Origin of the sequence: Limnohabitans sp. 103DPR2 (assembly GCF_001412575.1) — a bacterium.
Classification (GTDB): Bacteria; Pseudomonadota; Gammaproteobacteria; order Burkholderiales; family Burkholderiaceae_C; genus Limnohabitans_A.
Map to the genome: position 1 here is coordinate 1,003,358 of NZ_CP011834.1, position 16,297 is coordinate 1,019,654.

Sequence of the window (16,297 nt, forward strand, 5' to 3'; positions counted from 1 at the left end):
TAAATCAATGCCCATCAATTTGGCAATTCAGCCAAACCAAATTTCAAAATTGGTGTCCTTGCTTCGCGGCTGCTGCTTTTCAGCAGTGGCCCCAAGGCAATCAACACCACAAACAACAAATAAATTTCCAAGTGGTACACAAAGCTGTAGCCGGTGATAGGTGAGTTGAGTGCTTCACCCAGATGACCCGACAAAGCCATTTCTGAAACCACATCTCGCAGGGCCCCGCCCATGGCCATCGCAGCGCCTGTGGCCGTGGCTTGCACAGCACCCCAAGTGCCCAAAATCAAACCACTCATGCGTGCGTTCTGAAAAGACATGGCGGTGACCAGCATGCCGACAGAAAACAAGCCAGAGCCAAAACCAATCAAGACCACACCAGTGCGGAACATGGCCACAGACTCGGTGGGGGCTGCAAAGATGACCAAGGCAAAGGCGGGCAGGCCAATCAAGATGCCAAAGCTGGCCAGTCGGCATGCGTGCCAGCCGGAGGCCAACCATTTGGCTGACAAACCAAAAGCCACCAAAGAACCGATGGCGCCCATGGCGGTGAGAGAGCTGGTGTTGCCGACGTCCAGGCCTAAAATTTCGGCACCGTAGGGCTCTAGAACAATGTCTTGCATGCTGAAGGCCAGAGAGCCCAAACCCACGGTCCACAAGAACCGGCGCATCTGGGGCATGGCAATCAGTTCTTTCCAGCTGGCGCTGAAACCACCGGGCGCGCGCGCGCCGCGTTTGGCTTGACGGGATTCTTGTTTCCACATCGAAATCAGGTTGACCACAATGACCAAGACAGCAGAGCTTTGAATGACTTGAATCATTCTGAGGGGCGTGAAGTCGGCCAAGAACAAGCCGAACAACACGCTGCTCACAATCATGCCCAGCAGCAACATGCAATACAGCAAAGCCACCACACGGGGACGCTTGTCTTCTTGCGCCACGTCGTTGGCCAGTGCCATGCCGGCCGTTTGCGTCACTTGAAGGCCGGTGCCAATCAAGATAAATGACAGTCCAGCGCCCAGTTGTCCTAGCAACAAAGTTTCTGGCACAGCTTCGGCCAACAAAAGCAATGCAAAAGGCATCACAGACAATCCACCAAACAACAGCAAGCTGCCTGTCCACAAATAAGGAATGCGTCGGAGTCCTAAGGCAGAGGGATGCGTATCACTGCGGTAGCCAATGAGGGTTCGCAAAGGGGCAAACACCATGGGGATGGCCACTGCCAAGGCCACCCACCAAGCAGGCACATGCAATTCCACAATCATCACGCGGTTCAAGGTGCCCACCAACAAAGCGGTGATCATGCCAATGACCAGCTGAAACATGGACAAGCGCAACAACCTGCCCAAAGGCAGATCGGGCGAGGCGGCATCTGCAAACGGCATGAAGCGCGTTGCATAAGCCGACAACCATGCTGGCATTTTCAGTGTCATGCGCGTGACCACTCCCAAGCTTGAGAGGTGTAGAAACCACTGGCTACGCGTTGCATGCGACCGCCTTGCCATTGGGTAAGTTCTGGATGGGTGTCCAACTTGTTCAGCAAAGCGGAATGCGCCACAGGTGACAAAGAGGGCGAACGATCCGAGCTTGGGAAAAGTCGGCCCATGCTGTGCATCAAGGCCAACAAAGGTGTGCGGGGTGCAAAGGTGAACACCATGCTGCCACGGGTGCGTTGACCCAGCGCTGCCAATGCATCAGCGATCTGGTCGCAGTTGTAATGAATCAGCGAATCCATGCACACCACATGGTCAAAGTGTCCCAAGTCGGGGCTCAGCATGTCGCCGGATAAAAACTCAATGCTGCCTGGCAATTGAGGGTGATCGCTGGCCACGCGTTCGCCAGCCAGTTTCACCAGCGTCGGCGATAAATCAATGGCCACCACTTCTGCACCGCGTAGTGCAGCTTCTACGGCCAAAGCGCCAGTGCCACAACCTGCATCCAAAATGCGCTTGCCTGTTAAGTCTTCAGGCAACCACGACAACAGGGTGTTGCGCATGGTGTCGCGACCGGCACGAACGGTGGCGCGAATGCGTCCCACGGGTTCGTTGGAGGTGAGGCGAGCCCAGGCGTCGGCAGCTGTGCGATCGAAATAATGTTCGATCTGACTGCGACGTTGTTCGTAAGCGCGAGTGTTCATGTTCTTCAGATTCCAGTGAGTCGCTTCAATCAAAACCGAGCAAGTCAAAAATATCGCGGTCTTTCATGGGCACCGCAGGCAAAGGGTCGCTGCCCAGCCACAAGGCGGCAGCCAAGCGCATGTATTCGTCTTGTACAGCCTTCACTGCGGGTGTTGGCTCCAGTTCAAACAGCGTGCTCTTCATCAAACGGCTCTTGCGAATCTCGTCCAACATGGGGAAGTGAGCCATGGTCTTCAAACCCACTACGGCGTTGTACTTGTCAATTTGGTCGGTGGCATCGCTGCGGTTGGCAATCACGCCGCCCAAACGCACGTTGTAGTTTTTGGCTTTGGCACCAATGGCTTGAACAATGCGGTTCATGGCAAAAATGGAGTCAAAGTCGTTGGCCGTGACAATCAAGGCGCGGTCTGCGTGTTGCAAGGGGGCTGCAAAGCCGCCGCACACCACGTCGCCCAACACATCAAAAATCACCACATCGGTGTCTTCGAGCAAGTGATGCTCTTTGAGTAGCTTGACGGTTTGACCCACGACATAACCGCCGCAGCCTGTGCCGGCAGGCGGGCCGCCCGCTTCGACACACATCACGTTGTTGTAGCCCTTGAAGACAAAGTCATCGAGGCGCAGTTCTTCTGCGTGAAAGTCGACGGTTTCCAAAGCATCGATGACTGTGGGCATCAATTTTTTGGTCAACGTGAAGGTGGAGTCGTGTTTGGGATCGCAGCCAATTTGCAAAACACGTTTGCCCAATTTGCTGAAAGCCACCGACAAGTTGGACGATGTGGTGCTCTTGCCAATACCGCCTTTGCCGTAAACGGCAAACACTTTGGCCGTGCCAATTTTGAGGTTGGGGTCCATTTGAAACTGAACGCTGCCCTCACCGTCGAGTCGTGAACTCTTTTTGATGTTCTGTACTGGGATGCTGGTCGTTTCGATCATGCGGGTTGTCCCTCTTTAATGCCTTCAAGGCGGTCTTCAAGTTCCTCGCCGGCGCGCAGCAAGGCATTCATGGTCTCAGCATCGGGTTTCCAATACTCGCGACGAGAAGCTTCGATCAAGCGATTTGCAAGCTTGGCCGATGATGTGGGGTTCAATTGCGCCATGCGCTCACGCATGGCAGGGTCGAGCACAAAGGTTTGCGCCAATTGTTGGTAGACCCATGGTTGCACTTGGCCGGTAGTGGCAGACCAGCCCATGGTGTTGGTCAGGTGCACTTCAATTTGGCGTACGCCTTCGTAGCCGTGTTGCAACATGCCTTCGTGCCACTTGGGGTTCAGCATGCGCGTGCGTGTTTCTAAGGCCACTTGTTCTGTGAGGCTGCGCACCACGCCATCGCCTTGTGTTTGGTCGACGATGTACACAGGCGGTGCCGTTGCAGCGTCGCCATCACGGTCGTGCTTGGCTTGCAAAACGGCGCGGCTGATACCGCCCAAGGTGTCAAAGTAGGTGTCGATGCTGGTCACACCCAACTCCACTGAGTCGAGGTTTTGGTAGGTCAAGGACACATCGGCCAAAACGCTTTTGAGCAGTTGGTTGTTGCGCACAGGCTTGCCTTCTCGGCCATACGCAAAACCCTTGCGCGATGTGAAGGCATCGCCTAACTCGTCTTCTTGTTGCCAAGAAGAGCTGTCCACCAACATGTTCACGTTGGCGCCATAGGCGCCTTCGGTGTTTCCGAAAACACGAAGCGATGCGGCTTCAATGTCGCCGCCATGTTCTGCCATGTAGGCCAAGGCATGTTTGCGAATGAAGTTCATCTCGCTAGGCTCGTCGGCACTGGCCGCCAAGAAACTGGCTTCGGCCAAGAGTTTGATCTGCATGGGCAGCAAGTCGCGGAAGATGCCGGACAAGGTGATCACCACGTCAATGCGGGGGCGATTCAATGTCTCTAAAGGAATCAATTGCGCACCGGCCAAGCGGCCGTAGGTGTCAAAACGGGGCAACACACCCATCAACGCCAAAGCCTGCGACATGGGGCCGCCTTCGGTTTTGAGGTTGTCGGTCCCCCACAGCACCATGGCAATGGACTCTGGCAAACCCGAGCCGTCTTGGGCGTAGCGTTGTAAAAGTTTTTCAGCTTGCTTTTGGCCATCACGTACAGCAAAGGCTGTGGGCAATTTGAAGGGGTCCAAGCCGTGCAAGTTGCGACCCGTAGGCAACACATCGGGGTTGCGTAGCAAATCGCCACCGGGTGCGGGCAAAGCGTAGCGACCATCCAAGGCGCGCAGCAGGCCGTTCAATTCGCTCTCTTGGTTCAACAACACATTGGAGTGAACCAATTGGTGCAAGGCATCTTGTTGCGCTGCTGTGAGGTGCTTGGCACTGCGCTTGAGTTGATCTTCTGTGACGCCATCCACCAAACGCTCGAGTAACTCTGGCTCTTCAATTTCCATTGCCTTGGCCATGGCTTTCAAAGTGGCCAAGCGCTGTGAGCGTGTGGGCAATTGACCAATCACATGCAAGCCTTCGGGAATGAGCGAGTACTCAAGCTCTAGCAATTGGTCCACCAGAGAATCGATCCAAGGCTCAGACAATGAAAACTCAGCAGGAACAGAAGCAGGAACTCGCAGTTCCAATGCAACAGCCTGTTGATGAATCATGGCGGCCAAGTCGTTGCGCTCTTCGCTCAATTCGTCGTCCAGCGCGCGCCATCTGTCGAGGGTTTGTTTAAGCTCAGACAAGCCTTTGTACAAACCAGACTCTGCAAAAGTAGGCGGCAAATAGCTCACCAAAGTGGCGCTGCCACGGCGTTTGGCAATGGCGCCTTCAGAGGGATTGTTGGAGGCGTAGAAGTACAGATTGGGCAGGTCGTCAATGAGACGATCGGGCCAGCAATTGCCAGACAAACCAGACTGCTTGCCGGGCATGAATTCCAAGGCGCCGTGCGTGCCAAAGTGCAACACAGCATCGGCTTTGAAGTCTTGGCGCAGGTAGCGGTAGAAAGCGCTGAAAGCGTGCGTCGGTGCAAAGCCGGCTTCAAACAGCAAGCGCATGGGGTCACCTTCGTAGCCAAAGCCTGGCTGAATGCAAACCAAAGCTTGACCTAACTGAACGCCCTGCACAAACAAGCCTTGGCCGTTGGTCAACAGCTTGCCGGGTGCGGGGCCCCACTGGGCTTCAATCTGCTTCAACCAACGTTCATTGCGCACATGCTCTGAGGAGGGAATGATGTGATGCACATTGGCATCGGCACCGTATGTTTCGCGGTTGCCGTTCAGAACCATGTCGCGCAGCACATCTGCATTGGCGGGAACTTCAATGTTGTAGCCTTCGTTGCTCAGTGTTTTGAGCGTGTTGAACAAAGACTCAAACACCGATAAATAAGCCGCTGTACCCACATTGCCGCTGTTAGGCGGGAAGTTGAAAATGACCAAGGCCAGCTTGCGCTCGCTTCTTTGTTTCAAGCGGCTTTGCACTAGCTTTTCAACGCGCCTTGACAGCATGTCGGTGCGCTCAGCGCAAGTGAACATGTCTTGCGATTGGTGTTCAGTGGTGAAGTGGCAGTTGCGCTCGCAACCTGTGCAGCTGGTGCCGGCAGGGCCAGGTCTGCCGCCATAGACCATGGGAATGGTGGAGCCATCTAGCTCAGGAATGGCAACCATGATGGTGCTCTCGACGGGCAACAAGCCGCGCTGTGAACTGCCCCATTGGTCTAGAGATTGAAACTCGACAGGGTGAGCCGCAATGTAGGGCACATCGAGTTGCGCCAAAATTTGTTCAGCTGCTTTGGCATCGTTGTAAGCGGGACCGCCCACCAAAGAGAAGCCTGTCAATGACACCAGGGCATCAATCTTGGATTTGCCATTTTGCAAAAAGAAATTCTCAATGGCAGGGCGAGAATCCAGGCCACTGGCAAAGGCTGGAATAACACGCAAGCCGCGCGACTCAATGGCGGCAATGACCGCATCGTAGTGCAGGGCGTTGCCAGCCAACAAGTAGGAGCGCAAGAGCAACAAACCGACCGTGGGCTTGCCATCCAGTTCTTTGGGCAATTGCTGAAGGCTTTCAGAAATTTTGCCCTTCATTTTGGGGTGGTACAGGCCCACCTCAGGGTACTCGATGGGTTCTTCAGCTTGCGATCCCAGTTTGAAGTTTTGACGTTCGGGCGCTGCATAGCGGTTGACCAAACTCAACACCATGTTGGTGATGTTTTGTTCAGAGCCAGCCAGCCAATAGCGCATGGTCAAGAAGAACATGCGCAAGTCCTGCGCTGTACCCGGAATGAAACGCAGCAACTTGGGCAAGCGACGCAACATGGCCATTTGTTTTGCGCCTTCAGACTTGCCTGAAGACTTTTCTTCGGTATTTTCTTTGGCCTTGGGACGAAGTTTTTTCAGCAGGCTCATCAAGCCAGAAGATTGGCCACCCATGGCAAACTTGCCCATCCGCGTGAGTTGCATGACAGGCGGGGCCGACATGATGCAGACCATGGCATCGCAGTGATCTCGCTTGGCGGTCAAGGCGTCAATCACGGGTAGATAGTGATCTTCCATGAACAGCATGGACACAATGACCATGTGCGCGCGATCAATGTCTTGCAAGCATCGCTTCAAGGCATCTTCGCTGGCGCGGTATTCACTGGCCGCGTGAAGTTTGAATTCCAAACCGGGCAGCTTTTGCGCCAACTTGGCCGCAGACCGTTGCGCCGCACTGGACAAATGCGTGTCCAGCGTCAGCATCACCACCCGCATGCCAGCGCGCGCTGACTTGGTGGTGGATGAAGAACCCTTCATCTCAACGGCTGTAGTGAGCTTTGGCATCGTAAAGTGTGTCCACAGTGATGGTTGCGACGCCTTGGTCGAGGGCATATTTTTCGGTGTTGCGACGGGCTTTGCCACGCACAAAAAATGGAATCTTGCCCAGTTCTTTTTCAGCCTCCACACTCCAAGTGGCTTGGTTGGAAGCCTCTTTTTGTGAAGCGGCTTCCACTATGATTTCTGCAGGACGCGCACTGCCCAAATGAGAGGGCGATGCACCTTCATGGAATTCAAAGTCTTGCTTGAACATGCCCAGCAAGTGCTCTTCTAGGCCCATCATGAGCGGGTGCACCCAGGTGTCAAACAACACATTGGCGCCTTCTAAGCCCATCTGAGGTGCATACCGAGCAGGAAAGTCTTGTACGTGAACGGGCGCCGAAATAACGGCGCACGGAATGCCATGGCGCTTGGCAATGTGACGTTCCATTTGCGTGCCCAAAATCAGTTCGGGGTGCAGTTCGGTAATTTGCGCTTCAACTTCCAAGTAGTCGTCGGTGATCAAAGCTTCCACGCCGTATTTCTTGGCGCAGTCGCGCACTTCGCGGGCAAACTCGCGGCTGTAAGTGCCTAGTCCCACCACTTCAAAGCCCATCTCTTCGGAGGCAATGCGGGCTGCGCTCACCACGTGGGTGGCATCGCCAAACAAATACACGCGCTTGCCTGTGAGGTAAGTGGAGTCAACCGATTGTGCGTACCAGCGTGCACGGGCTGTCATCTCTTCAATGGCAGGCACTTCCAAACCCGCAAAGCCGCAAACTTCGCGAATGAAATCTTGTGTGGCATTGGAGCCGAGTGGCACTGTTTTTGTGTAAGGCTGATCAAACTGGCGCATCAACCATTGCGCGGTGCTCATGCCAATTTCGGGGTAGAGCACCACGTTGAAATCGGCATCGGCCAACTTGCGAATGTCGGCCACAGTGGCTTCCAAAGGCGCCACCACGTTGATGGCTATGCCCAATTTGTCGAGCAACTGCTTTATTTCTCTGACGTCGTCACGGTGCCTAAAGCCCAAAGCGCTAGGTCCCAAGATGTTGCAACTAGGACGGCTCTTGGCAGTTTTCTGTTCTGGTTTCAACACCAGATGACGGCACAGTTGGTAAAAGGTTTCGCTGGCGCCCCAGTTCTCTTTGCGCTGGTACGAAGGCAGCTCCAAAGGAATGACAGGAATGTCCAGTTTCAAGGCTTGCGCCAAACCGCCTGGATCGTCTTGAATCAACTCGGCGGTGCACGAAGAACCTACCAACATGGCCGCAGGTTTGAAGCGTTCAATGGCCTGACGTGCCGCATCTTTAAAAAGTTCTGCCGTGTCGCCACCCAAATCACGCGCTTGGAAGGTGGTGTACGTGACAGGCGGGCGGCGGGGCAAGCGCTCAATCATGGTGAACAGCAAGTCGGCGTAGGTGTCGCCTTGTGGGGCGTGCAACACATAGTGCACATCGCGCATGGCGGTGGCAATGCGCATGGCGCCAACGTGGGGCGGTCCTTCGTATGTCCAAAGCGTGAGTTGCATCTGGTACTCCTATGCCGCCAGCTTTTCGCGACGTCGTAATGGCCGGCTGAACAAGCCAGCCAAATCGGCGGCTTGCTCGTAGCCTTGAATGGGGGTGAAGACCAACTCGATGGCCCACTTGGTGGTCATGCCTTGCGCTTCCAATGGATTGGCCAAGCCCAGACCACAGACCACCATGTCGGGCTTGTCTTCCACGCAACGATCGAGTTGCAAGTCGACGTCTTGACCTTCGCTGATGCGGGTGCCTGTGGGCAACAATGCCAATTCAGCGGCCATGTGTTGACGGTGCAAATAGGGCGTTCCCACTTCCACCAAGTCCATGTTCATTTCGCGGTTCAGGAAGCGCGCCAATGGAATTTCAAGTTGCGAATCTGGGAAGAAGAAAATGCGTTTGCCATCGAGCATTTGACGGTGCACTGCTAAAGCTTTTTCTGCACGTTGCTTAGGCGCAGCGGTCACTTTTTCGAACAACAAGGGTGATACACCAAACTCTTGTGCTGCAGCTTGCAACCACACAGTCGTACCTTCTATCCCCAATGGGAAAGTGGCGGGTAAGTGTGTGGCACCTCTGTCCTGTAAAGCTCTGGCTGTATCTGCCAAGAAAGGTTGTGCCAACAAAAACTTCGTGTTGGCGCCCACTGCAGGCATTTTTTGACTGTTGCGCGGTGGGAAGAAATTCACGGTGATGTTCATCTGCTCCAGCAAATTGCGAAGCTGGTCTTCCACCACATCGGCCAAGGTACCCACCACCATCAGTTGCGGTTTGGTTTGCGATGGCACTTGGGGATTCATGCTGGGCAAGCCAGGTACCAGCGCGGCCAAGCATGCGTCTTCACCTTGTGTAAACGTGGTTTCAATGCCGCTGCCAGAGTAGTTCAGTACTCGCACAGCAGGGTGATGAATTTGATTCAATCGCTGTGCAGCGCGCGACAGATCCAACTTGATTACTTCGGAGGGGCAAGAGCCCACCAAGAACAGCATGCGAATGTCGGGGCGGCGGTTCAACAACTGATGCACCACGCGATCAAGTTCGTCATGAACATCGGCCAAGCCTGCCAAATCGCGCTCGTCAATGATGGCGGTGCCGAAACGAGGTTCGGCAAAAATCATCACGCCTGCAGCCGATTGAATCAGGTGTGCGCAGGTGCGAGAACCCACCACCAAAAAGAAAGCGTCTTGAATTTTTCGGTGCAGCCAAATGATGCCTGTGAGGCCGCAGAAAACCTCACGTTGCCCGCGTTGGACCAAGGGCGTGACATCGGTGCAACCGATACTGGTTTCTGCGCGAATAGGAATGACGGGGCTCATAGACTTACCTGTGGACCTGTTGAGGTCGTGTGTTCAAGGTCGCGGGAAGGTTCTGAAGGGCGTTGCAAACGCGCCATGCGCAATTTGCGAATGTATTGCGCAGCATTGATGCCATAGGTGACATAAGCGGCGAGCGCCAACATCAGTTGATCGGTGGAAGACCATTGGCCTTCCCACCAAACCCATAAATAGGCGGTGTGCAGGGCTAGCACCAGCATGCTGACCACGTCTTCCCAGAAGAAAGCGTGGGCAAACAGGTACTTGCCAAACACCACTTTTTCCCAAATGGAGCCTGTGATCATGATGGCGTAGAGCACCAGTGTTTTGATGACCACTGAGGCCAAGGCCCAATCGGTGTGCTCGCCTGTGCGCAAACTGCTGAGGACCAGGTACAAGCTGACGAGAAATATCAGGAACTGAACAGGCGCCAACAAGCCTTGAACAAGTGTCCACTTCGTTGCATCACGCCGAGCGCGTTGCTCGGGCGTGTACAAAACCTGTGCTTGCTTATCCTGCATGTCGCCTCTTATTGACTGATGAACTGAGCCAACTTTAAGGTTCAATCTGACGAGTGTCAATATAAATTGACAATATATATGTTATGTAGGGTTTACACCGAATTGAAGCTGAAGGAACTTCAGGGACACTGACTGCGTTAATTCAGGAAATGGGTGAACGCTGTGAGTCAGCATCAATTTGATCGTTCAGTAGGGCAGGATGCAGAGCGCTGGCGTGCTGGCTCTTCTGTGAACGGCAAAAAATCCAACCTGAATGTGGGTCCCCGCCTGGTGGGGGGCACCACTTTTGGTAGAAACGATGGGATTGACAAGGCCCAAGTGGTGCTTTTGGGCGATGCCAGCCTGCAAAGTTTGGAAGAAACCCGCAAAGTCATTGTGGGTTGGCAACGACAAGGTTTGTCTTTGATGCAGATTTACATTGCAGGCATTGCCGAAAGCGCCAAAGCCTTGGGCGAGCACTGGTTGTCCGACCGATTGAGTTTTGCCGAGTGCACCATTGGCTTTTCGAGGTTGCATCAAATGTTGCATGATTTCAGTGCAGAGTTTGTCACAGAAGGCCGCCTAGATCCTAACGGCTATAGCGTGCTACTGATGACCGAGCCCACCACGCAACATGGCTTGGGCGTTTTCATGTTGAGCGAGTTTTTCAGGCGGGCAGGCTGGAACGTCACCTTGGTGAACCCCTTAGACATGAACGATTTCAAACGAAATTTCCAAGCGGATTGGTTCGATGTCATTGGCTTGTCGCTGTCCACAGAGCGCCATCTGCCTGAGATTCAAGCTGCACTGCCTGAATTGCTCAAAGACTGTGTGAATACAGCGGTTCAAGTCTTTGTGGGTGGCCCCGTGGCGAGTTTTGCACCCGAAAAAATTACATGGACAGACACGCATCTGCTGAAAGGCAACGCCTTGCAAGCCGTCGAATCTGTGACCCAAACCCTTTTCAACATGGAGCGTCAAATTAACGTGACACCTTAGTTTGTCTTGTATCAATACTTAAGATTTGCCCTAGGGAACAATGGCATTTTTGAGTGTATGCTTCGGCAACAATAAAAAGTGTCAACTTCACATCACTGAAGTCAATTTGCAGTCTCAATGAACACCAAAAACCTCGATCCAGCCACATTTTCCAAGCTATTGGGCGTGGTTTCGGACGTCAGCTTGATCATTGACAGTGAAGGTGTCATTGAGGATGTTTCTACGGCGCAAGACACCATGGCGACGTTGGGCTGCCAGGCTTGGATGGGCAAGCGCTGGACAGACACCGTGACCGTCGAGAGTAAGAAAAAAATTCAAGACTTGTTGCAAGTCTCAGATGAAAACGCAGTCCTCAATTGGCGTCACGTCAATCATCCCACCCCCTCCGGTGGCGAGGCGGCCATTCAATACGTCACAGTGCCTTTGAAGGGCAACAAATTTTTGGCCGTCGGCCGCAACCTCGAGCGCTTGGCTGAATTGCAGCGCAGGTTGGTTGAAACACAACAGTCTGTCGAACGTGATTACTTGCGTCTACGGCACATTGAAGCGCGTTATCGGGTTTTGTTTGAAACATCGCCTGAGGCCGTGCTGATGATCGATGCAGCTTCTTACCGCTTGATCGAAGCCAATGTCGGTGCCCAAGCCTTGTTCAAAGACGCAGGCAAGCGTTTGGTAGGTCGCGATTTTCGAGAGTGTTTTGAGACCAGCAGCCAGGGCGAGGTTCAGTCCTTGCTCCGAACCGCATTGGCCACAGGCCGCATTGAGATGTGCTCAGCCACGCTCATGGGTGCGAATGTGCCCCTCACAGTTTCTGCAACGGTCTTCAGGCAAGAGGGTGGCGCGCAATACTTGGTGCGCTTGACACAGCGCGAAGCATCTGCTGGTTCTTCGGTAGACGCAGAGTCTTCTGCAGTGCTCAGCGAAGCCATGGAGCAATTCCCAGACGGTTGGCTGCTCACAGACACTGTTGGTACGGTTAAAAGTGTCAATGAAGAAGGCATGGCCTTGTTGGGTCTCACAGCCTCATCGCAGGTCATTGGTCAATCGATGGAGCGCTGGTTGTTGAGGGGTTCTGTGGACTGGGGGGTGCTGAACACGTCCCTCAAGCAGCACTTGCCTGTGCGCAATTTTGCAACCGAGGTTAGAACCCTGTCGGGCATGACCTTGCCTGTGGAAGTTTCTGCCGTTTACCTCTCACGGCCCGAGCCGATGTATGCCTTCTTTGTCCGCGACATGGACCGCCGCATGCAGGTTGCTGCCGGCACAACAACGGCGGCGCCACATCCTTTTGCCGAGTTGTCTCAGTTGGTGGGCCGCAGACCCATCAAAGACATTGTGGGCGAAACGGTCGACACCATTGAGCGCATGTGCATTGAGGCCGCTTTGGAATTGACCCACAACAACAGGGCCTCTGCGGCCGAAATGTTGGGGCTTTCGAGGCAAAGTCTGTATGTCAAACTGCGCCGTTTTGGCATCTTGTCCGACACGGAATCTGACACCGAGCTCCCTTAAAGCGGCCCGCCACCTCGCCAAAAAATGGCGAGATGTATTTTTTAATTGACATATAGTGTCAATTCTAATTGACAATTCTCAAAGTCTTCTCACAATGGGGGCATGGACAATCCCATCCTTGCGCTCTCGCAACCCCTACAGCGGCCCAGTTTACGAACGGTTGCAGAACTTCTCAAGCCCATCACTTGGTTTCCACCTGTGTGGGCTTTTGCGTGCGGCGCTGTAGCCTCGGGCCAAAGTCTTTCTGACAACTGGGCCTTGATCGTGTTGGGCTTGGTTTTAACGGGCCCTTTGGTTTGCGCCAGCAGCCAGGCTGTCAACGATTGGTTCGATCGCCATGTCGATGCCATCAACGAACCTCAAAGACCCATACCTTCAGGCCGAATGCCCGGCAAATGGGGCTTGGGCATTGCCGTGTTGTGGACCGGCTTGTCGTTGTTGTGGGCGACGCTGATGGGCACTTGGGGTTTTGTCGCGTGTGCGTTGGCCATTGCATTTTCGTGGGCCTACAGCGCGCCACCCGTGCGCCTGAAAAACAATGGTTGGTGGGGTGCTGCAGCTTGTGCCCTCAGCTACGAAGGCTTGGCCTGGCTCACTGGCACAGCCGTGATGCTGGGCGGTGCGTGGCCTGGCACGAACTCAATTTGTTTGGCCTTGCTCTACAGCTTAGGCGCGCACGGCATCATGACCTTGAACGATTTCAAAGCCATTGAAGGCGATCGTCAAATGGGCATTGCTTCTTTGCCTGTGAAATATGGCCCCGATGGTGCTGCACGCATCGCTTGCTTGATGATGTGGACACCGCAAGTGGTGGTCGCCGCATTGCTCTTTCAATGGCAGTTGCCTTGGCATGCACTGGCCGTGTTGGTGCTGAGCTTGCTGCAATGGCCCCTCATGTTTAAGTTTTTAAAAAATCCTGTCGAGCGCGCGCTGTATGTCAGTGCATTTGATGTGCCCCTGTTTGTCAGCGGCATGATGGTCAGCGCTTGGGGATTGCGTCAACTCAATGCGGTAGGAGTGCTATGAATTCACCTGTCTTTGGATGGTTTCAAATCATTCGCCTTGGCCTCATTCAAGCTTGCTTAGGTGCTGTGGTGGTGGTGACCACTTCCACACTCAATCGCATCATGGTGGTGGAGTTGGCATTTCCAGCTTTGCTGCCAGGCGCTCTGGTGGCGTGGCACTACGCGGTGCAAATGGTGCGCCCCCGAATGGGCTACGGTGCAGACAAAGGCCGACGCAGCACGCCTTGGATGATGGGCGGCATGATGGTGCTAGGCGTTGGAGGTGTGATGGCTGCTGTGTCCACCATTTGGATGGCCACCGAGCCTGCTATGGGCATTGGCTTGGCCGTGTTGTCCTTCAGCTTGATTGGTTTGGGCGTGAGTGCCTGTGGCACCTCCTTGTTGACCTTGATGGCCAAGCAAGTGCCTGATCAAAAGCGCGCACAAGCGGCAACCACTGTGTGGTTGATGATGATCATGGGCTTTGCCATCACGGCGGGCGTGGTGGGCAAATTGATTGATCCGTACACCCCTGAAGTGTTGTTGAAAGTGTCTGCCAGTTTGAGTCTGTTGACCACTTGCATCACTGTACTGTGTTTGTGGCGCCTTGAAAGTGCATCCGCTGTATTGGCCCCAGAAAACAAAGCATCTGCAGCCGACTTTAAGCAAACCTTCAAAGAAGTGTGGTCAGAGCCTAAGGCCAGAACATTCACCATCTTTGTGTTCTTGTCCATGCTGGCCTACAGCGCTCAAGACTTGATTTTGGAGCCCTTCGCTGGCGCCATTCATGGCATGTCACCCGGCAAAACCACACAACTCTCGGGTTGGCACCACATGGGTGTGCTCATTGGCATGCTGTCGGTGGCTGCGGCCAGTTCGCGGTGGGTGGCCGGTCGATTGGGTTCGGTGCAAGCTTGGATGGTGGGCGGCTGTGTGTTCTCAGCTGTTGCCACGGTCGGTTTGTCATCCTCTGCCTTGATCAACATGACGGAAGCTTGGCCCCTTAAAGCCAATGTGATTTTCTTAGGCGTGGCCAATGGCGCATTCTCCATTGCTGCCATCGCCACCATGATGCGCTTGGCAGGTGAGGGCGGCCCTGGCCGCGAAGGAACGCGCATGGGCCTTTGGGGTGCTGCGCAAGCCGCAGCCTTTGGTTTGGGTGGCCTGGTGGGCACCGGTGCCAGCGATTTAGCACACGCACTGCTTCAAGATTCTCGTTCAGCCTATGTGGCTGTTTTTGCATTTCAATCCTTGATGTTTTTGGCCTCTGCAGTGGTTGCCATGCGCATGCGCGCAGGTGACGTGAAGCCTTCCGAAATGTCTCTCGACAACTCAGTCCTCTTGAAAGGTGGATCTGCATCATGAGCCAAACCGATTACGATTTCGTCGTGGTAGGAGGCGGCCCCTCAGGCGCCACTGCTGCCAATGATTTAGCCCGCGAAGGCTGGCACGTTTTGTTACTCGACCGTCAAGGCCGACCCAAACCTTGCGGCGGCGCCATTCCACCCAGGTTGATCAAAGACTTTGAAATTCCGGATCATTTGCTGGTGGCCAAAGTCAATTGCGCGCGCATGATTTCACCCGCCGATAACAAGGTTGATATCCACATCGACAATGGTTTTGTGGGCATGGTGGACAGGATCGACTTTGACGAGTTTTTACGAACACGTGCAGCAGAATCAGGTGCCATTCGGCAGCAAGCTATTTTTGACAAAGTACAGCACGACGAGGCGGGCACTTTGTGGGTGCACTACACACCTGTGCATGCCAAAGAGCATTCTGCTGCAGAGCATGCCAAGCCTGTCAAGGTGAGTGCACGCATGGTGATTGGTGCCGACGGCGCCAAATCAGAAGTGGCCCGTCAGCAAATTCCCGATGCAGACAAAACCAAGTATGTGTTTGCTTATCACGAGATCATTCAAGCGCCGGTGCAAAAACCATCTCACGATGGCCAGCGTTGTGACGTGTATTACCAAGGTGAAGTGTCGCCCGACTTTTACGGCTGGGTCTTTCCACACGGCAACACCATGAGTGTGGGCACAGGCAGTGCCGACAAAGGCTTTTCACTTCGAACTGCAACAGGCCACCTGCGCAAAGTCGCCGGACTCACAGATGAGCCCACTTTGCGCAGAGAAGGTGCGCCCATTCCTTTGAAACCCTTGCCCAAATGGGACAACGGCAAAGATGTGTTGGTGGTGGGGGACGCAGCGGGTGTGGTAGCGCCGTCTTCAGGTGAAGGCATTTACTACGCCATGGATTGCGCCAGAACCATGGCAAGGGCTGCGCATGAAGCCTTGAAAACCGGCAACCCAGCTTGCTTGAAACAAGGCCGTAAAAAATTCATGAAACAGCACGGCAAGGTGTTCTGGATTTTGGCCATCATGCAATACTTCTGGTATCAGAATGACAAGCGTCGTGAAAAGTTCGTCAAAATTTGCGAAGATCGCGATGTGCAAAGACTCACCTTCGAGTCGTACATGAACAAAGAGTTGGCCAGAAAAGACCCCATGGCCCATGTCCGAATATTTTTCAAAGACATGGCCCATTTGCTAGGACTGGCCCGAACCTAAAGGGG

12 protein-coding genes are annotated in these 16,297 nt (G+C 54.1%); 5 read left to right on the plus strand and 7 right to left on the minus strand.

The window, feature by feature from the left end; genetic code table 11:
• Window positions 1-14: 14 nt before the first annotated feature.
• Genes L103DPR2_RS04965 through bchF form a run of 7 tightly spaced genes read right to left on the minus strand, consistent with a single transcriptional unit; the run spans window position 15 to window position 10,228 of the window.
• Window positions 15-1,433, minus strand: a complete 1,419-nt coding sequence (locus L103DPR2_RS04965) for a BCD family MFS transporter (protein WP_055360023.1) — start codon at window positions 1,431-1,433, stop codon at window positions 15-17.
• Complete coding sequence (gene bchM, locus L103DPR2_RS04970) at window positions 1,430-2,137, minus strand: magnesium protoporphyrin IX methyltransferase (RefSeq protein WP_055360024.1); 708 nt, start codon at window positions 2,135-2,137, stop codon at window positions 1,430-1,432. Before bchM ends, L103DPR2_RS04965 begins: the two co-directional genes overlap by 4 nt.
• Before the next feature lie 25 nt (window positions 2,138-2,162).
• A complete protein-coding gene (bchL, locus tag L103DPR2_RS04975; protein ID WP_055360025.1) occupies window positions 2,163-3,074 on the minus strand; it encodes a ferredoxin:protochlorophyllide reductase (ATP-dependent) iron-sulfur ATP-binding protein in 912 nt (303 codons plus the stop codon).
• Window positions 3,071-6,895: a magnesium chelatase subunit H gene (locus L103DPR2_RS04980; protein WP_082466721.1), complete on the minus strand. Its 3,825-nt coding sequence runs from the start codon at window positions 6,893-6,895 to the stop codon at window positions 3,071-3,073. The genes bchL and L103DPR2_RS04980 overlap by 4 nt, the downstream gene beginning before the upstream one ends.
• Window positions 6,870-8,402 carry a ferredoxin:protochlorophyllide reductase (ATP-dependent) subunit B gene (gene bchB, locus L103DPR2_RS04985; protein ID WP_055360027.1) on the minus strand — a complete coding sequence of 511 codons (1,533 nt, stop codon included), beginning with the start codon at window positions 8,400-8,402 and terminating at the stop codon, window positions 6,870-6,872. Before bchB ends, L103DPR2_RS04980 begins: the two co-directional genes overlap by 26 nt.
• 9 nt (window positions 8,403-8,411) lie before the next feature.
• The gene (locus tag L103DPR2_RS04990) at window positions 8,412-9,710 is read right to left on the minus strand and encodes a ferredoxin:protochlorophyllide reductase (ATP-dependent) subunit N (protein ID WP_082466722.1); all 1,299 of its coding nucleotides are present in this window, start codon (window positions 9,708-9,710) and stop codon (window positions 8,412-8,414) included.
• Entirely contained in the window at window positions 9,707-10,228 is a 522-nt protein-coding gene (gene bchF, locus L103DPR2_RS04995) for a 2-vinyl bacteriochlorophyllide hydratase (RefSeq protein ID WP_055360028.1), read from the minus strand. Before bchF ends, L103DPR2_RS04990 begins: the two co-directional genes overlap by 4 nt.
• Window positions 10,229-10,390: 162 nt before the next feature.
• On the opposite strand from bchF, the gene L103DPR2_RS05000 reads away from it, so the two are divergent.
• From L103DPR2_RS05000 to L103DPR2_RS05020, 5 genes are all read left to right on the plus strand, one after another.
• The gene (locus tag L103DPR2_RS05000) at window positions 10,391-11,206 is read left to right on the plus strand and encodes a cobalamin B12-binding domain-containing protein (protein ID WP_156339859.1); all 816 of its coding nucleotides are present in this window, start codon (window positions 10,391-10,393) and stop codon (window positions 11,204-11,206) included.
• A 117-nt stretch (window positions 11,207-11,323) separates the two neighbouring features.
• Window positions 11,324-12,718 (plus strand): transcriptional regulator PpsR, encoded by a 1,395-nt coding sequence (gene ppsR / locus L103DPR2_RS05005; RefSeq protein WP_055360029.1) that lies wholly within the window; start codon window positions 11,324-11,326, stop codon window positions 12,716-12,718.
• A gap of 102 nt (window positions 12,719-12,820) precedes the next feature.
• Window positions 12,821-13,744: a chlorophyll synthase ChlG gene (gene chlG / locus L103DPR2_RS05010; protein WP_055360030.1), complete on the plus strand. Its 924-nt coding sequence runs from the start codon at window positions 12,821-12,823 to the stop codon at window positions 13,742-13,744.
• Window positions 13,741-15,087, plus strand: a complete 1,347-nt coding sequence (locus tag L103DPR2_RS05015) for a BCD family MFS transporter (RefSeq protein ID WP_055360031.1) — start codon at window positions 13,741-13,743, stop codon at window positions 15,085-15,087. The genes chlG and L103DPR2_RS05015 overlap by 4 nt, the downstream gene beginning before the upstream one ends.
• Window positions 15,084-16,292: a geranylgeranyl diphosphate reductase gene (locus tag L103DPR2_RS05020; protein WP_055360032.1), complete on the plus strand. Its 1,209-nt coding sequence runs from the start codon at window positions 15,084-15,086 to the stop codon at window positions 16,290-16,292. The genes L103DPR2_RS05015 and L103DPR2_RS05020 overlap by 4 nt, the downstream gene beginning before the upstream one ends.
• Window positions 16,293-16,297: the final 5 nt, after the last annotated feature.

What these genes read in the sequence shown, in the direction of transcription:
- L103DPR2_RS04965 (WP_055360023.1), bottom strand. Translation starts at nt 1,433, where the DNA reads ATGACACTGAAAATGCCAGCATGGTTGTCGGCTTATGCAACGCGCTTC.
- bchM (WP_055360024.1), bottom strand. Translation starts at nt 2,137, where the DNA reads ATGAACACTCGCGCTTACGAACAACGTCGCAGTCAGATCGAACATTAT.
- bchL (WP_055360025.1), bottom strand. Translation starts at nt 3,074, where the DNA reads ATGATCGAAACGACCAGCATCCCAGTACAGAACATCAAAAAGAGTTCA.
- L103DPR2_RS04980 (WP_082466721.1), bottom strand. Translation starts at nt 6,895, where the DNA reads ATGCCAAAGCTCACTACAGCCGTTGAGATGAAGGGTTCTTCATCCACC.
- bchB (WP_055360027.1), bottom strand. Translation starts at nt 8,402, where the DNA reads ATGCAACTCACGCTTTGGACATACGAAGGACCGCCCCACGTTGGCGCC.
- L103DPR2_RS04990 (WP_082466722.1), bottom strand. Translation starts at nt 9,710, where the DNA reads ATGAGCCCCGTCATTCCTATTCGCGCAGAAACCAGTATCGGTTGCACC.
- bchF (WP_055360028.1), bottom strand. Translation starts at nt 10,228, where the DNA reads ATGCAGGATAAGCAAGCACAGGTTTTGTACACGCCCGAGCAACGCGCT.
- ppsR (WP_055360029.1), top strand. Translation starts at nt 11,324, where the DNA reads ATGAACACCAAAAACCTCGATCCAGCCACATTTTCCAAGCTATTGGGC.
- chlG (WP_055360030.1), top strand. Translation starts at nt 12,821, where the DNA reads ATGGACAATCCCATCCTTGCGCTCTCGCAACCCCTACAGCGGCCCAGT.
- L103DPR2_RS05015 (WP_055360031.1), top strand. Translation starts at nt 13,741, where the DNA reads ATGAATTCACCTGTCTTTGGATGGTTTCAAATCATTCGCCTTGGCCTC.
- L103DPR2_RS05020 (WP_055360032.1), top strand. Translation starts at nt 15,084, where the DNA reads ATGAGCCAAACCGATTACGATTTCGTCGTGGTAGGAGGCGGCCCCTCA.